This is a genomic window from Streptomyces sp. NPDC038280 (assembly GCF_055600045.1).
The window spans coordinates 594,659-613,197 of the sequence record NZ_JBVJYZ010000002.1; the positions used below are offsets into that span (position 1 = coordinate 594,659).

At 72.9% G+C, this 18,539-nt stretch carries 16 protein-coding genes; 8 read left to right on the forward strand and 8 right to left on the reverse strand.

The window, feature by feature from the left end; all coding sequences use genetic code 11:
- Positions 1-111: 111 nt before the first annotated feature.
- Positions 112-1,128, forward strand: coding sequence for an aspartate-semialdehyde dehydrogenase (locus ACZ7J0_RS07770; RefSeq protein WP_470885175.1), 1,017 nt, complete (start codon positions 112-114; stop codon positions 1,126-1,128).
- Positions 1,129-1,217: 89 nt separating this feature from the next.
- On the opposite strand, the gene ACZ7J0_RS07775 is transcribed toward ACZ7J0_RS07770, so the two are convergent.
- Positions 1,218-1,712, reverse strand: a complete 495-nt coding sequence (locus tag ACZ7J0_RS07775) for a DUF1203 domain-containing protein (protein ID WP_470884973.1) — start codon at positions 1,710-1,712, stop codon at positions 1,218-1,220.
- A gap of 142 nt (positions 1,713-1,854) precedes the next feature.
- Between ACZ7J0_RS07775 and pepN the strand changes: the two genes are divergently transcribed.
- The 5 genes from pepN to ACZ7J0_RS07800 all read left to right on the forward strand — a co-directional run bounded on the left by pepN (position 1,855) and on the right by ACZ7J0_RS07800 (position 7,592).
- Positions 1,855-4,428, forward strand: coding sequence for an aminopeptidase N (pepN, locus tag ACZ7J0_RS07780; RefSeq protein ID WP_470884975.1), 2,574 nt, complete (start codon positions 1,855-1,857; stop codon positions 4,426-4,428).
- Between the two features lie 201 nt (positions 4,429-4,629).
- The gene (locus ACZ7J0_RS07785) at positions 4,630-6,201 is read left to right on the forward strand and encodes a sensor histidine kinase (protein ID WP_470884977.1); all 1,572 of its coding nucleotides are present in this window, start codon (positions 4,630-4,632) and stop codon (positions 6,199-6,201) included.
- A gap of 17 nt (positions 6,202-6,218) precedes the next feature.
- Complete coding sequence (locus tag ACZ7J0_RS07790) at positions 6,219-6,635, forward strand: roadblock/LC7 domain-containing protein (protein ID WP_468706271.1); 417 nt, start codon at positions 6,219-6,221, stop codon at positions 6,633-6,635.
- Positions 6,632-6,991 carry a DUF742 domain-containing protein gene (locus ACZ7J0_RS07795; protein ID WP_470884978.1) on the forward strand — a complete coding sequence of 120 codons (360 nt, stop codon included), beginning with the start codon at positions 6,632-6,634 and terminating at the stop codon, positions 6,989-6,991. The genes ACZ7J0_RS07790 and ACZ7J0_RS07795 overlap by 4 nt, the downstream gene beginning before the upstream one ends.
- On the forward strand, positions 6,972-7,592 hold the full coding sequence (locus tag ACZ7J0_RS07800; RefSeq protein WP_470884979.1) for a GTP-binding protein: 621 nt from the start codon (positions 6,972-6,974) through the stop codon (positions 7,590-7,592). Before ACZ7J0_RS07795 ends, ACZ7J0_RS07800 begins: the two co-directional genes overlap by 20 nt.
- Before the next feature lie 152 nt (positions 7,593-7,744).
- Here the strand turns inward: ACZ7J0_RS07800 and alc are convergent, their stop codons facing one another.
- From alc to ACZ7J0_RS07820, 4 genes are all read right to left on the reverse strand, one after another.
- Positions 7,745-8,887 (reverse strand): allantoicase, encoded by a 1,143-nt coding sequence (gene alc, locus ACZ7J0_RS07805; RefSeq protein ID WP_470884981.1) that lies wholly within the window; start codon positions 8,885-8,887, stop codon positions 7,745-7,747.
- Between the two features lie 85 nt (positions 8,888-8,972).
- A complete protein-coding gene (locus tag ACZ7J0_RS07810; protein ID WP_470884983.1) occupies positions 8,973-9,887 on the reverse strand; it encodes a LysR family transcriptional regulator in 915 nt (304 codons plus the stop codon).
- Between the two features lie 20 nt (positions 9,888-9,907).
- Positions 9,908-10,834 carry a DMT family transporter gene (locus ACZ7J0_RS07815; protein WP_470884984.1) on the reverse strand — a complete coding sequence of 309 codons (927 nt, stop codon included), beginning with the start codon at positions 10,832-10,834 and terminating at the stop codon, positions 9,908-9,910.
- Positions 10,835-10,902: 68 nt separating this feature from the next.
- Positions 10,903-11,829 (reverse strand): EamA family transporter, encoded by a 927-nt coding sequence (locus tag ACZ7J0_RS07820; RefSeq protein ID WP_470884986.1) that lies wholly within the window; start codon positions 11,827-11,829, stop codon positions 10,903-10,905.
- A gap of 133 nt (positions 11,830-11,962) precedes the next feature.
- Here ACZ7J0_RS07820 and ACZ7J0_RS07825 point away from each other — a divergent pair, with 133 nt between their 5' ends.
- Entirely contained in the window at positions 11,963-12,472 is a 510-nt protein-coding gene (locus tag ACZ7J0_RS07825; protein WP_470884988.1) for a MarR family winged helix-turn-helix transcriptional regulator, read from the forward strand.
- Positions 12,473-12,563: 91 nt separating this feature from the next.
- Here the strand turns inward: ACZ7J0_RS07825 and ACZ7J0_RS07830 are convergent, their stop codons facing one another.
- Genes ACZ7J0_RS07830 through ACZ7J0_RS07840 form a run of 3 tightly spaced genes read right to left on the reverse strand, consistent with a single transcriptional unit; the run spans position 12,564 to position 15,324 of the window.
- The gene (locus ACZ7J0_RS07830; RefSeq protein WP_468706027.1) at positions 12,564-12,794 is read right to left on the reverse strand and encodes a hypothetical protein; all 231 of its coding nucleotides are present in this window, start codon (positions 12,792-12,794) and stop codon (positions 12,564-12,566) included.
- 20 nt (positions 12,795-12,814) lie between these two features.
- Entirely contained in the window at positions 12,815-15,082 is a 2,268-nt protein-coding gene (gene malQ / locus ACZ7J0_RS07835; RefSeq protein WP_470884989.1) for a 4-alpha-glucanotransferase, read from the reverse strand.
- A gap of 35 nt (positions 15,083-15,117) precedes the next feature.
- A complete protein-coding gene (locus ACZ7J0_RS07840) occupies positions 15,118-15,324 on the reverse strand; it encodes a hypothetical protein (RefSeq protein ID WP_468706031.1) in 207 nt (68 codons plus the stop codon).
- 272 nt (positions 15,325-15,596) lie between these two features.
- On the opposite strand from ACZ7J0_RS07840, the gene ACZ7J0_RS07845 reads away from it, so the two are divergent.
- Positions 15,597-18,536: a beta-N-acetylglucosaminidase domain-containing protein gene (locus ACZ7J0_RS07845; protein ID WP_470884991.1), complete on the forward strand. Its 2,940-nt coding sequence runs from the start codon at positions 15,597-15,599 to the stop codon at positions 18,534-18,536.
- Positions 18,537-18,539: the final 3 nt, after the last annotated feature.

Genomic DNA, 18,539 nt, shown 5'->3' on the forward strand with positions numbered 1-18,539 from the left:
CTCATGTGCGCCACCGTCCGTCCATCGGACAATGGATTGGACAAGGCGGCCGTGGTCATACGCATCATGGACGCGGCACCCACGCCGCACGCACGTATGAAGGAGTTCCAGGTGAAGGTCGGAATCGTCGGAGCCACCGGTCAGGTCGGCACGGTCATGCGCAAGATCCTCACCGAGCGCAACTTCCCGGTCACCGAGCTGCGCCTCTTCGCCTCCGCCCGGTCCGCCGGCAGCGTCGTGGACGGCGTGACGGTGGAGGACGCCTCGACGGCCGACTACACCGGCCTGGACATCGTGCTCTTCTCCGCCGGTGGCGCCACGTCGAAGGCCCTCGCCGAGAAGGTCGCCTCCCAGGGCGCCGTCGTGATCGACAACTCCTCCGCCTGGCGCCGCGACCCCGAGGTGCCCCTCGTCGTCTCCGAGGTCAACCCGCACGCGATCAAGGACCGCCCCAAGGGCATCATCGCCAACCCGAACTGCACCACCATGGCCGCGATGCCCGTCCTCAAGCCGCTCCACCAGGAGGCCGGCCTCGTCGCGCTGATCGCCACCACCTACCAGGCCGTCTCCGGCTCGGGCGTGGCCGGCGTCGCGGAGCTGCGCACCCAGGCGTGCGCGGTGGCCGAGAAGGCCGACCAGCTGGCGTTCGACGGCGAGGCCGTGGAGTTCCCCGAGCCGGGTGTCTACAAGCGCCCGATCGCCTTCAACGTGGTCCCGCTCGCCGGCTCCCTCGTCGACGACGGCTCCTTCGAGACCGACGAGGAGCAGAAGCTCCGCAACGAGTCCCGCAAGATCCTGGAGATCCCGGAGCTCAAGGTCTCGGGCACCTGCGTGCGAGTGCCGGTCTTCTCCGGCCACTCCCTCCAGGTCAACGTCCGCTTCGAGCGTCCCATCAGCGTGGAGCGCGCCTACGAACTGCTGAAGGACGCCGAGGGCGTGGAGCTCTCCGAGATCCCGACGCCGCTCCAGGCGGCCGGCAAGGACGCCTCGTACGTGGGCCGCATCCGCGTCGACGAGACCGTCGACAACGGCCTCGCCCTCTTCCTCTCCAACGACAACCTCCGCAAGGGCGCGGCGCTGAACGCCGTGCAGATCGCGGAGCTGGTCGCGGCGGAGCTCGGCGCCTGACCTCTGGGTGCCCGAGCGTTCAGCGCCTGACCTCGAAGCGGAGCTGGTCGCGGCGGAGCTCGGCGCCTGACCTCTGGGTGCCCGAGCGTTCAGCGCCTGACCTCGAAGTGGAAGCAGCCGTACTCGACGGCCCTGACGTGCACCAGGGCCACCTCCGGGTCGGCGAAGGCCTCCGCGAACGCCGCGTCGAACCCCTCGTCGGCCGCCTCCGGGATCTCCAGGAGGCGGCCGCCGGCGATTCTGCCCTCGGAGTCGTAGCGCCGGACGGTGCGCAGGGCGCCGGTCCTGGCGAAGGGGTACGCCTCCGGCTCCCCGGGCCCCTCGCACTCCTCCGCGTGGATGAAGACCGGCCCCTGCTCGTCGTAGGCGCCGGGACGGGCCCAGGTCTCGGCGGCCCACCGCCGCAGCGGGGCGTAGGAGACGAGCGCGATCCGTTCCCCTATCCGGCTGGGCCGCAGGCAGCAGCGCAGCGGGTCGCCGCCCGTGAGGTCGGTGTAGGGCTCACAGGGACGGCCCGCGTCGTCGCTGTCGCGGAGCTGCTTCAGCGCGTCGGGGTGGATGGGCAGCGCGGTGTAGGTGGTCATGGGACCAGCCTCCGCGCGTGCGCGGGCCCACGCTGGCGGAATTCGGTCGTGGCGTTCGCCCGGGGCCGAACCGGAGCCCGGTCCGCCATCCGGACGGCGTGGAAGGATGGCCGCAAACGTCACGAACCGAGGAGATGACCGGGTGCCTGGCACAAACCTGACCCGTGAAGAGGCGCAGCAGCGGGCGAAGCTGCTGACGGTGGACGCGTACGAGATCGACCTCGATCTGTCCGGCGCGCAGGAGGGCGGCACCTACCGGTCCGTCACCACCGTCCGCTTCGATTCCGCCGAGGCCGACGCGGAGACCTTCATCGACCTGGTGGCCCCCGCCGTCCACGAGGTCGTACTGAACGGGCACGCGCTCGATGTGGCCGCCGTCTTCCGGGACTCGCGGATCGCCCTCGGCCCTCTGCGCCGGGGCCGCAACGAGCTGAGGGTCGTCGCGGACTGCGCGTACACGAACACCGGTGAGGGCCTGCACCGGTTTGTCGACCCGGTCGACAACCAGGCCTATCTCTACACCCAGTTCGAGGTGCCGGACGCGCGCCGGGTCTTCGCCAGCTTCGAGCAGCCGGACCTCAAGGCGACCTTCCAGTTCACGGTGAAGGCGCCCTCCGGCTGGACGGTGAACTCCAACTCGCCGACGCCCGAGCCCAAGGACGACATCTGGGTCTTCGAGCCGACGCCGCGCATCTCCACCTACATCACCGCGCTGATCGTGGGTCCGTACCACTCGGTGCACAGCTCGTACGAGAAGGACGGCCAGTCCGTTCCGCTGGGCATCTACTGCCGTCCGTCGCTGGCCGAGTTCCTGGACGCGGACGCGATCTTCGAGGTGACACGGCAGGGCTTCGACTGGTTCCAGGAGAAGTTCGCCTACGACTACCCCTTCGCCAAGTACGACCAGCTCTTCGTGCCGGAGTTCAACGCGGGCGCGATGGAGAACGCGGGCGCGGTGACCATCCGCGACCAGTACGTCTTCCGCTCGAAGGTGACGGACGCGGCGTACGAGCGCCGGGCCGAGACCATCCTGCACGAGCTGGCCCACATGTGGTTCGGCGACCTGGTCACCATGGAGTGGTGGAACGACCTGTGGCTGAACGAGTCGTTCGCCACCTACACCTCGGTCGCCTGCCAGGCGTACGCGGAGGGTTCGCGCTGGCCCAACGCCTGGACCACCTTCGCCAACTCGGAGAAGACCTGGGCCTACCGCCAGGACCAGCTGCCGTCCACCCACCCGATCATGGCCGAGATCAACGATCTCGAGGACGTCCTGGTCAACTTCGACGGCATCACCTACGCCAAGGGCGCGTCGGTGCTCAAGCAGCTCGTCTCCTACGTGGGCCAGGACGAGTTCTTCGCCGGCGTGCAGGCGTACTTCAAGCGCCACGCGTTCGGCAACACGCGCCTGTCCGACCTGCTCGGCGCGCTGGAGGAGACCTCCGGGCGTGACCTGAAGACCTGGTCGAAGGCGTGGCTGGAAACGGCCGGCATCAACATCCTGCGCCCGGAGATCGAGACGGACGCGGCCGGGGTCATCACCTCCTTCCAGGTCCGCCAGGAGGCCCCGGCGCTGCCGGCGGGCGCCAAGGGCGAGGCGACGCTGCGCCCGCACCGGATCGCGATCGGTCTCTACGAGCTCCGGGACGGCAAGCTCGTCCGCACTGACCGGATCGAGCTGGACATCGCGGCCGCCGAGCTGACCGACGTACCGCAGCTGGCCGGCACCGCCCGTCCGGCCGTCGTGCTCCTCAACGACGACGACCTGTCGTACGCGAAGGTCCGCCTGGACGAGATCTCGCTGGCCAACGTCACCCAGCACCTGGGCGACTTCACCGAGTCGCTGCCTCGGGCGCTGTGCTGGGCGTCCGCCTGGGACATGACCCGGGACGGCGAGCTGGCCGCCCGCGACTACCTGGAGCTGGTGCTCTCGGGCATCGGCAAGGAGAGCGACATCGGTGTGGTGCAGTCGCTGCACCGCCAGGTGAAGCTCGCGATCGACGTGTACGCGGCGCCGCAGTGGCGCGAGACGGGTCTGACGCGGTGGACCGAGGCGACGCTGGCGCATCTGCACTCCGCCGAGCCGGGCAGCGACCACCAGCTGGCGTGGGCGCGCGCGTTCGCGGCGACCGCCCGCACCCCGCAGCAGCTGGACCTGCTGACGGGCCTGCTGGAGGGCACCGAGACGATCGAGGGCCTGGCGGTGGACACCGAGCTGCGCTGGGCGTTCGTGGAGCGGCTGGCCGCGACCGGTGTCTACGACGAGACCGAGATCGCCGGCGAGCTGGAGCGCGACCGGACGGCGGCGGGCGAGCGCCACGCGGCCACCGCGCGCGCGGCCCGGCCGACCGAGGCGGCGAAGGCGGAGGCCTGGGCGTCGGTCGTGGAGGCCGACAAGCTGGCCAACGCCGTGCAGGAGGCGGTCATCGCGGGCTTCGTCCAGACCGACCAGCGCGAGCTGCTCGCCCCGTACGCGGAGAAGTACTTCGCGGCGATCAAGGGCATCGCGGCGACCCGCAGCCATGAGATCGTCCAGCAGATCGTGCTGGGCCTCTACCCGTCGCTCCAGGTCTCCCAGGAGACGCTGGACGCGACCGACGCGTGGATCTCGGCGAACGACCCGGCTCCGGCGCTGCGGCGCATGGTGACGGAGTCGCGCGCGGGCGTGGAGCGTGCGCTGAAGGCCCAGGCGGCGGACGCGGCCGCCGCCCAGTAGAAGCACGAACGCCAAGGCGCCCCGGACTGCCCCTGGTCCGGGGCGCCTTGGCGTTCCCGGCTGTTTCCGGGGCAGGCGGCGAGGCCTCAACTCCGGTGACACGTTCACATCATGACCCGCTGTCAAGACTCGTGCACAAAGCCGATAAGCTTCCGGGCCGTTGACCAATGATCTTTCACTTTCGATCGTTTGAGGGTTCTGATGGTTCGAGAGGGATCGTCGCCCGGTAGTTCAGGGCCCACCTCACCCGTCATATGGGCGCTGCCCGCCGTCGTGACCGCCGCGGGCACCGCCATCGCCGTCTCGCTGGTCGCCGCGCCGGCCCGCGCCCCGATGGCCTGGCTGGGCGCCATGGCCTTCGTCGCGGTCGCGCTGTCCTGTGGCGTGGCCGCCCGGCGCGGCCGGACCGTCGCGGAACTCCGGGCCGCCGTGGCCGCACAGCGCACGGCCCTGTCGCGCCAGGAGACCGAGACCGTACGGCTCGCCGAGGTGCTGCTGCCCGATGTCGTCACGCGGTTGCGCAGGGGGGAGTTCCCGGAGGACGTCCTCGCCTCCGTGGACTCCGCCCACGCCCACGACCCGGGCCTGACCCCCGAGTTCAGGGCGGCGCACCAGGCCGTGCTGCGCTCGGTGCTCGGGGCCGTGGTCGCCGAGGAGGACCTGCGCGACTCGGCGCAGCGCGCCTTCGTGAACATCGCCCGGCGCGTCCAGGCGATCGTGCACCAGCAGGCCCAGGAACTCCGCGAGATGGAGGACCGGCACGGCCGCACACCGGACGTCTTCGGCGATCTGCTGCGGCTCGACCACGGCACCGCGCTCATCGGCCGGCTCGCCGACTCCATCGCCGTACTCGGCGGGGCCCGGCCCGGCCGCCAGTGGAGCAGGGCCGTACCGCTCTACAGCGTGCTGCGCGGCGCCATGTCCCGGATCATCGACTACCAGCGCGTGGAGCTCCACTCGGTCTCGGAGGTCGCCGTCGTCGGCCCCGCAGTCGAACCGCTCATCCACGCGCTGGCCGAGCTCCTCGACAACGCCACCCGCTACTCGCCGCCGCAGACCAAGGTCCATCTGACCGCCGTCGACGTGAACGCGGGCATCGCCGTCGAGATCGAGGACGGCGGCGTGAGCATGAGTGAGGAGGCCCGCAGGCGGGCCGAGCGGATGCTCCGGCAGGCACAGCAGGGCATCGACCTCAACGACCTGGGAGAGACGCCCCGGCTGGGTCTCGCGGTGGTCGGCCGGCTCGCCCAGGCCTACGGCTTCCAGGTCTCCCTGCGCACCTCCGCGTACGGCGGCGTGCGTGCCGTCCTCGTCGTCCCGCAGGCACTGATCACCGCCGCGTCCGCGGCCACGGGCGTCGCCCACGGCATCGGTACCTCCTCGGGCCCCCGGGGCGCCGTCGAACCGGCCGCCGGCGAGACACCGCCCGCGGCGCGCCCGGCGACCGGTCCGCAGTCGGCCGACCCGCAGACCACGGGCCCGGCCGACGACCACGCACCCCTGGTGACCGAACGGACCACCAACGGTCTGCCGCAGCGACGGCGCAAGACCCGTGCCACGGCGGCGCCGGCCGAGCCCGCCGTCCTCACCGCCCGGACCGCCGAGAAGACGCAGTCCCCGCCCCAGGCGCAGCCGGGAATGTGGCTCGCCGCCTTCCAGAGCGGCCTGTCCGGGGAAGACCAGACCGGCGAAGGCCCGACCGGCGAGAGCCGGACCGGCGCACGCCAGAACAACGACTCGCCGGCCTCGGCGGGCAAGGGGGAACAGCTGTGAGTCAGCAGCGGGCCGATATGGACTGGATGCTCAAGGACCTGGCCGAGGGCGTCCCGCAGACGCGTCATGTGATCGTGCTCTCCGCCGACGGCCTGCGGATGGCGCAGTACGGCACGGCGACCGACACCGCCGACCGGCTGGCCGCGGCCTGCGCCGGTCTGCAGAGCCTCGCCGGGGCGGTCGCCGCCGAACTCCCGCACTCCAAGGGCCGCATGAGGCTCGTCGTGATCGAGATGGACGGCGGGTTCTTCTATCTGATGGCGGCCGGCGCCGGCGCCTATCTCGCGGTCCTGGCCGACGAGGGCGTGGACGCCGGGCTCATGGGCCAGCGGATGCGGGACCTGGTGGCGCGGATCGGAGAGCATCTCAGCAGCCCGCCGCGCGGTGGGGGCACCTCCCAGGCCGGAGGCGCCGGGGGAGGAACGGCCGCGTGAGCGATCCGGGCCGCGACTGGGAGGACGGCAGTCCCGAGCGGCTCTATGTCATCACCGGCGGCCGCAGCGGTGCGTCGGCGCCGTCCACACTCGACCTGGTCACCCTGATCGTGGCCAGGTCGGGGCCCAAGCCCGGGATGCAGCCGGAACACGCCGCGATCGTACGGCTCTGTCAGGCCCCGCTCTCGGTGGCCGAGATCTCCGCGTACCTGGCCCTGCCGGTGAGTGTCGTCACGGTGCTGCTCGACGACCTGCTCACCATGGACATGGTCCTCTCGCGCGCGCCCGTCGCCCCCGCCCAACTCCCCGACCTGGCATTGATTGAGGCAGTGATCGATGGACTTCAGAAGCTCTGAGCCCCCCGCGGGGCCGCGGCGCGAGGACGTACTGCCGGAGACGGCGGCGGCCGCCGTGAAGGTGGTGATCGTGGGCGGCTTCGGTGTCGGCAAGACCACCCTGGTCGGCTCGGTCAGCGAGATCCGCCCTCTGACCACCGAGGAGACGATGACCCAGGCCGGGGTCGGCGTCGACGACACGGCGGGCGTGGAGCGCAAGAGCTCCACCACCGTCGCCATGGACTTCGGCCGGATCAGCATCAACGAGGAACTGGTGCTGTATCTCTTCGGCACCCCCGGCCAGGAGCGCTTCTGGTTCCTGTGGCACGGCCTGTTCGAGGGCGCGCTGGGCGCCGTCGTCCTGGTCGACACCCGTCGGCTGGAGGTCAGCTTCGATGTGATCGGCCGGCTCGAGGAGCGGGGCGTGCCCTTCGTGGTGGCCGTCAACTCCTTCCCCGGCGCCCCCGAATACCCCCTGGAGGAACTGCGCGGCGCGCTCGACCTGCCCGCGTCGGTGCCCCTGGTCGTCTGTGACGCCCGCCGGCGCGACTCCAGCCGCGACGTCCTGATGACGCTGATGCGCTACCTGTACACGCTCGCCGCGACTCCTGAGGTCTCGTGACGCGGGGCGCGGCGGCGTAGGGCCGCGCGTCCGCACGGCGAAGGGGTGTCCCTCCCCCAGGGGGACACCCCTTCGCCGCGTCTGAAGTCCGCCCGGCGGCCGGGGGCAGGGCCGCGGCCGCCCGCCGGGCGGAAGTGGGGATGGGTCGGAGGTCAGCCGCTCAGCCGCGCGTACCGCGCCCGCAGTTCGGCCGCGCCCTGGTCCGTGAGCGTGCCGTGCAGTCGCATCCGGGCCACTCCGCCGTCGGGGAAGGCGTCCAGCCGCACATGGGTGACGACGGCCCGGGCCGGCAGCTTGAAGCGGTGCAGGGTGTCGGGCTGGAGCCTGGTGCGGGGGATGATCTCGAACCACTCCGCGTTCTCCTCGGTCCCGCCGTTGCGCCCCTGGAGGGCGATCCAGCCTGCCGAGTTGCCCTTGAGGTACGCGGTGTCGATCTCGACCGCGCGCACGGCTCCCTGGGCGGCGAGACGGAAGCGCACCCAGTCGTTGGTGCCGCGGACCCGGCGGCGGCGGTTCTCCCACCCGTCGTCCATCTTGCGGGAGGTTCCAGGCAGGATGATCTGCGTCGGCGAGGAGTAGAACTTGTCCGAGGCGTCCTCGTACACCCCGCCGTTGAGTACGGAGACGAGGTCGAGGGTGCCGAGCAGGTCGAGCCACTCGGGGTCGGGGACGACCTCGCCGTGGACCCGGAGGCGCGCGATACCGCCGTCGGGGTGCTGGCAGAGCCGCAGATGGGTGTAGCGGCGCTCGCTGTCGATGGTGAACCCGTTGGCGGCGTGACCGCGCACCGGCGTCGCCGGGACGATCTCCTCCCACTTCACGTCGTCCGCGAGGAGCTGCTCGGGGCTGGGCGAGCCCTCCACCGAGGTGGCCTGGACGGACACCCGCTGGGGGTAGTTGCCGCGGAAGTGGGCGGTGTCGACGATGATCCCGCGGATCACGCCGGGGGCGCCGAGGCGGACGATCGCCCAGTCGTGGTCCTCGGGGGCCGGGAAGACGTTCCCGGCGTCCGCGCCGCGGCGGCGGCGGGTCTCCCAGCCGTCCATGATCTTGCCCTTGTGACCGAAGTGCTCGGGGTCGAAGACGGCCCGCTCACGCACCAGGAGGTTCTCGCGCTCGGCGAAGAACTCGTCGTTGGCCGCGACGACTCCGGCGCCGAGCCGGCGGTCGGCCAGATCGACGAGCTCGGTGAAGGGGAAGTCACCGGTGCGGTAGTCGGCGTACGGGTCGCCACCACCGTAGGGCGCGGCGTCGTTGGCGTGCGGGTCCTGGTCCTGGCTCGGGTCGAAGGTCATACGACGACTGTGCCGCGAGCGGACGTCACAGGTCCATCGAATGTTTTCGATGAATGGATTCAGTTCAACTGAAAGATCGCGCTGCCTACTGGACGGTCTCCCTCGCGACGGCCGCCTGCCGCAGCGCCGCCAGGACCCGCGCGACGGCCGGGCCCTCCTCGGCCCCGCGCCGTACCGCCGCCACCACATGGCGGCGGGGCTGGTCGGCGGAGAGGACCCGCATCACCACCCCGGCACGGCGCTCGGCCGAGGCCATCCGGGGCACCAGGGCGACCCCCATGCCCGCCTCGACCATCGCGAGGATCGCCGTCCACCCGGCGGCGCTGTGCGCCTGCTCCGGGACGAACCCGGCGGCCTCGCAGGCGGCCAGGGTGATCTCCGACCAGGGTCCGCTCCCGCCGAAGATCCACGGTTCGGCGGAGAGGTCGTGCAGCCGCAGCCCCGGCGCGTCGGCGAGCGGATGCCCGGCGGGCAGGGCCACGTCCAGCGGGTCGGCGAGGAGCGGGACGCGGGCGAACTTGGGGTCGCGGGCGGAGGGCGCGTGCGCGGCGAGCGAGAGCGCCAGATCGACCTCGCCGGCCGTGAGCAGCTCGTACGCCTCGGCGGCCTCGGCCTCGCGGACCCGCACCTCCAGGGCGGGGTGCGCGGTCCGCAGCTGCTGCACGGCCGGCACCACCAGAGCGGGTACGGCCGTCGAGAACGCCCCTACCCGGACCTCACCCGCCTCGCCCCGCAGGTAGCCCATCAACTCGGCGTCGGCGCGCTCGAGCTGGGCGAAGACGGCCTCCGCGTGCCGCAGCACCAGATGCGCGGCGTCGGTGAGCCGCACACGCCTGCCCTGCGCCTCGAGGAGCTGGACGCCCAGCTGCCTGGCGAGATTGGTGAGCTGCTGCGAGACGGCCGAGGGGGTCATGAGCAACGCCTCCGCGGTCGCGGTGACGGTGCCGCGATCACGGAGGGTGCGAAGGATCTGGAGCTTCTTGATGTCCCACTCGGTCATGGGAGGGGAACTTACCCGGGTCACCCCTCGCGGCTCGCGCCGAGCGCGACCCCGCCCAGGATCAGCGCCATGCAGAGGGCGCCCAGCGCGCCGAGGTCCTCGCCGAGCACGACGTACGACAGGAGCGCCACGCAGACCGGCTGGAGGTAGTAGACGACTCCGGCGCGGGTGGCGCCGATCAGGGCGACGGCCTTGTTCCAGGCGAAGAAGGCGACGGCGGAGGAGAAGACACCGACATAGAGGAGCGGTCCGACCGTGCCGGGGGTGGCCTCGAAACCGCCCTGGGTGGCGACGCTGACGCCGTACGCGGGCAGCAGCATCAGCGCGCCGATGACGAAGGTCGCGAAGAGGAAGGCCAGTCCGCCGATCTCGGCGGGGCGGCGCTTGAGCAGGGCGCTGTACGAGGCGAAGCAGACGGCCGCCGCCATGATCCAGAGGTCACCGGTGGCGAACTCCCTCGCGAACGAGCCCTTGCTCACCAGGAGGAGCACCCCGGCGCAGGCGATCAGCATGCCGGTGGCGCGGCGGGCGCCGAGACGGGCGCCGCCGATCCGCGCGTACACCGCCATCAGGACGGGCGAGGCGGCCATGATCATGCCCATGTTCCCCGCCGAGGTGGTGAGCGCGGCCTGGTTGACCAGGGTGTTGTAGGCGGTGACGCCGAGCAGCGCGGCCAGGGCGACGAAGCCGATGTGGCGGCGGATCAGATGACGCCGGTTCCAGGTCGTCCGGGCCGCGAAGGGGGCGAGGGCCGCCAGTGCGACGATCCAGCGCCAGAAGGCGTGCTGGACGGGCGGGACGGAGTCGTGGAGGGCGCGGGCGGCGACGAAGCTCCCCGACCAGACGACCGTGGCGACGGCCGCGAGGAGGAGACCGAGCCCGGCCCCCCGCGTGACGCGCTGGGCGGCCGTCGGCTCTTCGGTGCGGATCCGGTCGAGGAGTGTCACGGTCGTCCTTGCCTCTCTTTCCCCTCTCGGGGAGGTCGCCGCCCCTTTTCGGGGAGGTCGGTGCGGGACTACCGTCGCATCGAGCGAATCCTAAGGTCCATCGAATACTTTCGATTGTTCCTTTCAGTTTCACTGAATGATTCCTTGGACTGTCGCTGCCCGAGGAGCGTGGCCCCGAAGGCGATCACCATGCCGAGCACCTGCACCGGTCCCAGCGCCTGCCCCAGCGCCGCCCAGCCGATGACGGCGGCGGTGATCGGCGACAGGGGACCGAGAAGGGTGACCGAGCCGGCGCTCAGCCGCTCGATACCGCGGAACCAGAGCCAGTACGAGACCGCGGTGTTGCCGAGGGCGAGGTAGAGGTAGCCCGCGAGGCTCCGGCCGTCCAGGACCGGCGGAGCGCCCTCCACCAGGAAGGCGACGGGCGCGATGATCAGACCTCCGGCGGTCAGCTGCCAGCCGGTGAGCGCCAGCGCGCCGACACCCTCCGGCCTCCCCCAGCGCTTGGTGAGGACCGTGCCCGCGGACATCGACAGCGCGGAGGCGAGTCCGGCGAGCACGCCGACCAGATCGAGCGCCGCCCCGGCCCTGAGGACGACCAGGCTGACCCCGAAGGCCGCGGCGACGGCCGTGAGGGTCGCTCGTACGGTGGGCCGGTCACCCAGAAGGAGGGCCGCGAGGCCGACGACGAACAGCGGGCCGACCGAGCCGACGACGGCGGCGACCCCGCCGGGCAGCCGGTAGGCCGCCAGGAACAGCAGCGGGAAGAAGGCGCCGATGTTGAGCGCCCCGAGGGCCGCCGACTTCCACCACCAGGCGCCGCGCGGCAGCTTGCGGGTGAGCGCGAGGAGCAGGAGGCCGGCGGGCAGGGCCCGCATCAGCCCGGTGAAGAGCGGCCGGTCGGGCGGCAGGAACTCGGTCGTGACCGCATAGGTGGAGCCCCAGGAGATCGGGGCGAGTGCGGTGAGCGCGATGACGGCGGCCTTGCGGGACATGACGGGTCCCCCCTGTTTCGACGAACCGGAGCGCCGGGCCGGAAGTGGCTTGGCGATAAGTAGCTTAGCGCTAAGCTACTTAATTGCAAGTGACTTACTTGCCATCGAACCGAGAGGTAAGGAGACTTCGGGCATGGAGACGAACAACCCCGCCGCACACGACGCCGTCGACGCCATCACCGACCAGTGGGCCGCTGTCCGCCCCGATCTCGACACGCTGCCGATGGCGGTCTTCGGGCGCGTCTACCGGCTCTCCCACGCGATGCGCGGGCGCGTCGACAAGGCGTACGCGCCCTACGGGATGTCGCTCGGAGAGTTCGACGTGCTGGCGACCCTACGGAGGTCGGGAGAGCCCTACACCCTCTCGCCCCGCCAGCTGTCGGTGACGCTGATGCTCACGACCGGCGGGATGACGGGCCGGCTCGACAAGCTGGAGAAGGCCGGGCTGCTCAGCCGCAGCCCCGACCCGAACGACCGGCGCGGGCTGCGGGTGACCCTCAGCGAACGGGGACGCGAGCTGGTGGACGAGGCCGTGGCGGCCGGGCTCGCGGCGCAGCGGGAGGCCCTGGAGTCGGCGCTCGACGCCGAGGAGGCGGCCCAGCTGGCGGACCTGCTGCGCAAGCTCCTGGCGACGACGGCCTAGCCGGGCACCGCCGGGGCGCGCATACGCGAGGGCGCCGCGCGGTACGTGCGTACCGCGCGGCGCCCTCGAGGGTCAGGGAGGGGTCAGTGCGTCAGACCCGGTCCTTGGACTTGTCGAGCACCATCACCAGGCCGGCGATCACCAGGAACAGCACGATCGGCGCCGCGACGTACAGGCCGAGCGTCTCGGCCACGCTCAGACCGGGACCCGGGTCGTCACCGTCGTCGCGGGTGACCGCGAGCGCGGGGGACGACATGAGCAGCATCATCAGCGTCGTACCGGCCGCGACGGCGCCGGCGCGCAGGGCGTTCTTCTTGTCCACGGTGCAAACGTAGCGAACGCCTAAGAGGGCCGCGCGCCCGGGGGTGCCGTACGGGCCGTGAAGAGGCCCAGGAGCCGGTGCAGCCGGGGGGAGGCGGCCAACTCCTCCAGGGTGACCGGCCGGCCGTCGGCGTCGGCGATCGGCAGGCGCCAGTTGGGGTACTGGTCCCAGGTCCCGGGCAGATTCTGCGGGCGCCGGTCCCCCACCGCGTCCGGCAGCCAGACACCCGTCAGCCGCGCGGGAGTACGCAGCAGGAAGGCGTAGAGCGCCCTGATCGCGGCCTCCTCGTCCGCCACCCGGGCGGGGCCGGGGCCTGCCCCGGCGCCCGTGCCGGCCATCGGTCCGGCCTCCGTCCGGCGGTCCGGCACGGCGCCCGTGGCGGCCGTCGAATCGGCCTCCGGCCGGCGGTCCGAGTGAGGGACGGGGCCTGCCCCGGCGCCCGCCTCCGGGAGGATCCCGAGATCGGCCAGGCGGGTCAGCCACTCGGCGACCTCCCGCTCTCCCTCCGCCCGCTCCAGCTCCAGGGGACGGGTGAGGAGCCCGAGCCGGTGGCGCAGCTCGATGTGGTCACCGGTGAGCCGGGCCGCCGTGGACGGCAGATCATGGGTGGTGGCGGTGGCCACACAGCCCTCGCGCCACCGCTCGGGCGCCAGCGGGCGGCCGTCACCGCTCCAGTCGCGTTCGAACCAGAGGACCGAGGTCCCGAGGACCCCCCGCCGCTCCAGCGCCTCGCGCACCCCCGGCTCCACCGTCCCGAGGTCCTCGCCGATGACGAGGGCGCCGGCCCGGTGGGCCTCCAGGGCCAGGACGGCCAGCATGGCGTCGGCGTCGTGGCGGACATATGTGCCCTCGGCGGGCTTGCGGCCCCGGGGGACCCACCAGAGCCGGAAGAGCCCCATGACGTGGTCGATGCGCAGGGCGCCCGCGTGCCGCAGCAGGCCCTGGAGCAGGTCGCGGTAGGGCGCGTAGCCGGAGGCCGCGAGGGCGTCGGGACGCCACGGCGGCAGGCCCCAGTCCTGGCCGCGCGCGGTGAAGGCGTCGGGCGGGGCGCCGACGGACATCCCGGCGGCGTACGCGTGCTGCTGGGCCCAGGCGTCGGCGCCGTCCGGGTGCACGCCCACGGCCAGATCGTGGACGATCCCGACGGCCATGCCGCCCTCCCGGGCGGCGCGGGCGGCCGCGTCGAGCTGCTCGTCCGTGAGCCAGGCGAGCCAGGAGTGGAAGCCGGTCCGGTCCGCGAGGCCCTCCCGGGCGGCGGCCGTCGCGGCCGATCGGGGGTCGCGCAGCGGCTCTGGCCAGGCGCGCCAGTCGGAGCCGTACTGCTCGGCGAGCGCGCACCAGGTGGCGTGGTCCGCGAGCGCCCGTCCCTGCCGGGCGAGGAAGTCCTCGTAGGCGGCCCGGCGGCCTGGTCCCAGCGGCACGGTCCGTACGAGGTCCAGGGCGCGCCGCTTGAGGGCCCACACGGCGTCCCGGTCGATCAACTCGCCCTTGGCCAGGACCCCTTCGCGCAGTTCGGCGGCGTCCGCGAGCACGCTGTCCAGCTCGGCGCGGTACTGCGGGGCCACGTACGCGTACTCGGGGACGTCCTCGATCCGCAGATGGACGGGGTCGGGGAAGCGGCGCGAGGAGGGGCGGTACGGCGACGGGTCGGTGGGGGTGCCGGGCACGGCGGCGTGCAGCGGGTTGACCTGCACGAAGTCGGCGCCGTGCGCCCGGCCCGCCCAGTCGGCGAGCTCCCGCAGGTCGCCGAGGTCGCCCACGCCCCAGGAGCGCCCGGACAGCAGCGAGTACAGCTGGACCAGGAGTCCGTAGCCGCGCCGGGGGGCCTGCGGGACGGCGGCCGGCGCGACGATCAGCGCGCAGCCGGCCGCCCTCCCGCCGGGGGCACGGGCGTCCAACCGGTGCACGCCGAGCGGCAGCTCCGCCCAGAAGCAGTCCACGGGCTCCACGGGGCCTTCCGGAGCCTCGGGAACCTGCCACGTCCTCGCCCGGCCGCCGCCCTCCGGCGCGATCCGCAGGTCCGTGCCCGGGGGCAGCGCCCGGACAGCGGCCGGCGCGGTGACCGGGGCGTCCCGCCACAGCACCACCGTCGCGGGCAGCAGACGCGCCGCGGCGGCGGCCTCGGCGGCCGCCAGGGACGCGCGGACCGCCTCGGGCGTGGCGGCGTCGACGTCCAGCGCGGCGAGGACCGCGACGACCGTGGCGTCGGGGACCGGGACGGTGACGCCTTCGGACGGGGAGTACTCGGTGGCGACACCGTGCAGCGCGGCGAGCCTGGCCAGGGTCATGCGGGCTCCAGGGGTGAGTCACACGCCGGGGTGGGTCACACGCCAGGGAACCCCATGCCGCCGGCGGTGCCATGGGCGGTCGGTTCGCTGGTCAGGGGAGCCGCGTCGGCGAGTGGGGGTTCGCTGGTGAGGGGGGCGGCGTCGGCGAGCGGGGGCTCGCTGGTGAGGGGTATGAGCGCGGTGCGCGGGTCGGGGACCTGTTTGGAGAGGGCGGACAGCAGCAGCTGCGCGGATGCGGCCACGGGGGCCTCCAGTCGTCTGAAGCGATGGGACACAGCAGCCCTACCCAGCGGCAGGCGTCGCAGACGTGTTACGTGACGCGGGTCACATTCCGCTTCCCGAGCCCGAGTTGAGACCGGCGCCGAGGCCGGTGCCAAGGCGGGTGGCGGGGCGGGGCACCCCGCCCCGCCAGGAATAACGGACACAACGGCCACGCACATTGACACCTTCGCCGGGTCGGTGGTGGGCTCGAAACCCACCGGTGGGACAGGGAAAAGTCGAGGGGGAGACGCGCGTGCAGCTCGGGCGCAGCAAGCGGACCGCGACGGCCGTGGCGATCGCCGTGATCGGCGGGCTCTTCGGAACCGCTCCGGGCGCGCTCGCCGCACCGGTCGCACCACACTCCCCCACCGACCCCTCCACCACGACCCCCGACACTCCCGAGCGGGCCACCTCGGCCGCCCAACCCGCCATATGGCCGCGCCCGCAGGACGTCCGCGGCACCGGGGCGGCCGTCCCGCTCCATGACGAAGTGACCCTGCTCGCCGACCCGGACGCCGATCCGTACGCGGTCGCGGCGCTGCGGGCGGTGCTGACCGCCGCAGGTACCCGCACCATCTACACGGACTTCCCCGGGCGCGGGACGGTCGTCCGTTTCGGCGGGCCCGGAGCGCAGGACGCGTTGCGCGCCCTGCGCGTGCCCGAACGCGCCGACCTGCCCCACGGGGGCTACCGGATCGCCACCGGCCGTCTCGGGAACCGTGACACGGTCGCCGTCGACGGAGTCGGGAACGACGGCCTGTTCCACGCCGCCCAGACGCTGCGCCAGCTCCTCGACACAAGAACCGGGGCGCTTCGGGGCGTTGTGGTCCGCGACTGGCCCGGCACCGCCGTACGCGGCCTGACCGAGGGCTTCTACGGGCGGCCCTGGAGCCAACAGGAGCGCCTGGCACAGCTCGACTTCATGGGCCGCACCAAGCAGAACCGCTATCTCTACGCGGCCGGAGACGACCCGTACCGCCAGGCCCAGTGGCGCGACCCGTACCCCACCGCCCAGCGCACCGCCTTCCGTGAGCTGGCCGAACGCGCCCGTGCCAACCATGTGACGCTCGCCTGGGCCGTGGCGCCCGCGCAGTCCATGTGCCTGGCGTCCGACGACGACATCAGGGCGCTCACCCGCAAGATCGACGCCATGTGGGCCCTGGGAGTACGGGCGTTCCAGCTGCAGTTCCAGGACGTCAGCTACAGCGAGTGGCACTGCGACAGGGACGCGGACACCTTCGGCCGCGGACCCGAGGCGGCCGCCACCGCCCAGGCCAGGGTGGCCGGCGAGGTGGCCCGGCATCTCGCGGACCGGCACCCGGACGCCGAGCCGCTGACGCTGATGCCCACGGAGTTCTACCAGGACGGCGCGACCGCCTACCGCACGGCCCTCGCCTCGAAGCTGGACGACCGGGTCCAGGTCGCCTGGACGGGCGTCGGAGTCGTACCGCGCACCATCACCGGCCGTGAACTGGCCGGAGCCCGCGACGCCTTCAGGCATCCGCTGGTCACCATGGACAACTACCCGGTCAACGACTGGGCGCAGGACCGGCTCTTCCTCGGCCCCTCCACCGGCCGCCAGCCGGCCGTCGCCTCCGGCTCCGCGGCCTTCCTCGCCAACGCCATGGAACAGGCGGCGGCGTCCCGCATCCCCCTGTTCACCGCCGCCGACTACGCCTGGAACCCCAAGGGTTATCTCCCCCAGGAGTCCTGGCGGGCCGCCGTCGACGACCTGGCGGGCACCGACCCGAAGGCCCGCGAGGCACTGCGCGCGCTGGCCGGCAACGACTCCTCGTCGATCCTCTCGCCGTCCGAGTCGGCGTACCTGCGGCCTCTGCTCGACGCCTTCTGGCGTACGCGTACGGCTCCGAACGCCGCCCGGGACGCGGCGGCCCGCGAGCTGCGGGCCGCGTTCACCGTGATGCGGGAGGCCCCGCGGCGGCTGGAGGGCACCGCGGAGGGCCGGCTCGACGACGAAACCGGGCCGTGGCTCGCGCAGTTGGCGCGCTACGGGCAGGCGGGCGAGTACGCCGTCGACATGCTCCAGGCGCAGGCCCGCGGCGACGGCACGGTGGCCTGGCAGACCTCGCTGGCCCTCGAGGAGTCGCGCAAGGCCCTCAAGGAGAGTCCCGTCACCGTGGGGCGGGGGGTCCTGGACCCCTTCCTGGCGCGGGCCGTCAAGGAGGGCGCGGCCTGGACGGGCGCGGACCGCACCGCCGGTACGGTCTCCCACGACTCCGGCTCCTACACCGTGCGGCTCGACCGGGCCCGGCCCCTCGAGACCGTGACCGTGATGACCGAGCCGGGCACGGGCGACGGCGCGCGCATGGAGGCGTACGTCCCCGGAGAGGGCTGGCGCGGCGTCGGCCCCCTCTCACCGTCCGGCTGGACCCAGACGGACGTGAAGGGCCTGCGCGCCGAGGCCGTACGGGTCGTGTGGAGCGACGGCGCGGCCGCGCGGGTGCGCACGCTGGTGCCGTGGTTCGGTGACGCGCCCCGGGCCGTCCTGGAGCTGGCGCGCGCCGAGACGGACGCGGAGATCGGCGGCCCGGCCCAGCGCGTCGACGTCACCCTTTCGGCCCAGCGCCCCGGCGAGGTGCGCGGCGCCCTCGCCGCGAAGGCGCCCAAGGGCATCGTCGTGAAGCTCCCCGCGGAGACGAGAGTGCCGCGCGGGGTCCGGGCCACCGTCCCGGTCGAGGTGTCCGTCGCACCCGGCACGGCGGCGGGCGAGTACCGGGTCCCGGTCTCCTTCGCGGGCGAGGAGCGCGTCCTGACGGTCCGGGCGTTCCCCCGGACGGGCGGCCCGGACCTGGCCCGTACGGCCACGGCCTCGTCGTCCGGCGACGAGACCCCCGACTTCCCGGCCTCCGCGGCCCTCGACGGCGACCCGGCCACGCGTTGGTCCTCCCCGGCCGAGGACGGCGCCTGGTGGCAGCTGGAGCTGCCGAAGCCGGCGCGTATCGGCCAGGTCGTGCTGCGCTGGCAGGACGCGTACGCGAGCCGGTACCGCGTCCAGGTCTCGGCGGACGGCCGCACCTGGCGCACGGCGGCGACGGTCAGGGACGGCAGGGGCGGCCGCGAGACCGTCCGCATGGACGCCCCGGACACGCGCTTCCTGCGCGTCCAGGGCGAGGGACGGGCGACGCCCTACGGCTACTCCCTGTGGTCGGTCGAGGCGTACGGCGTCTTCTAGAAC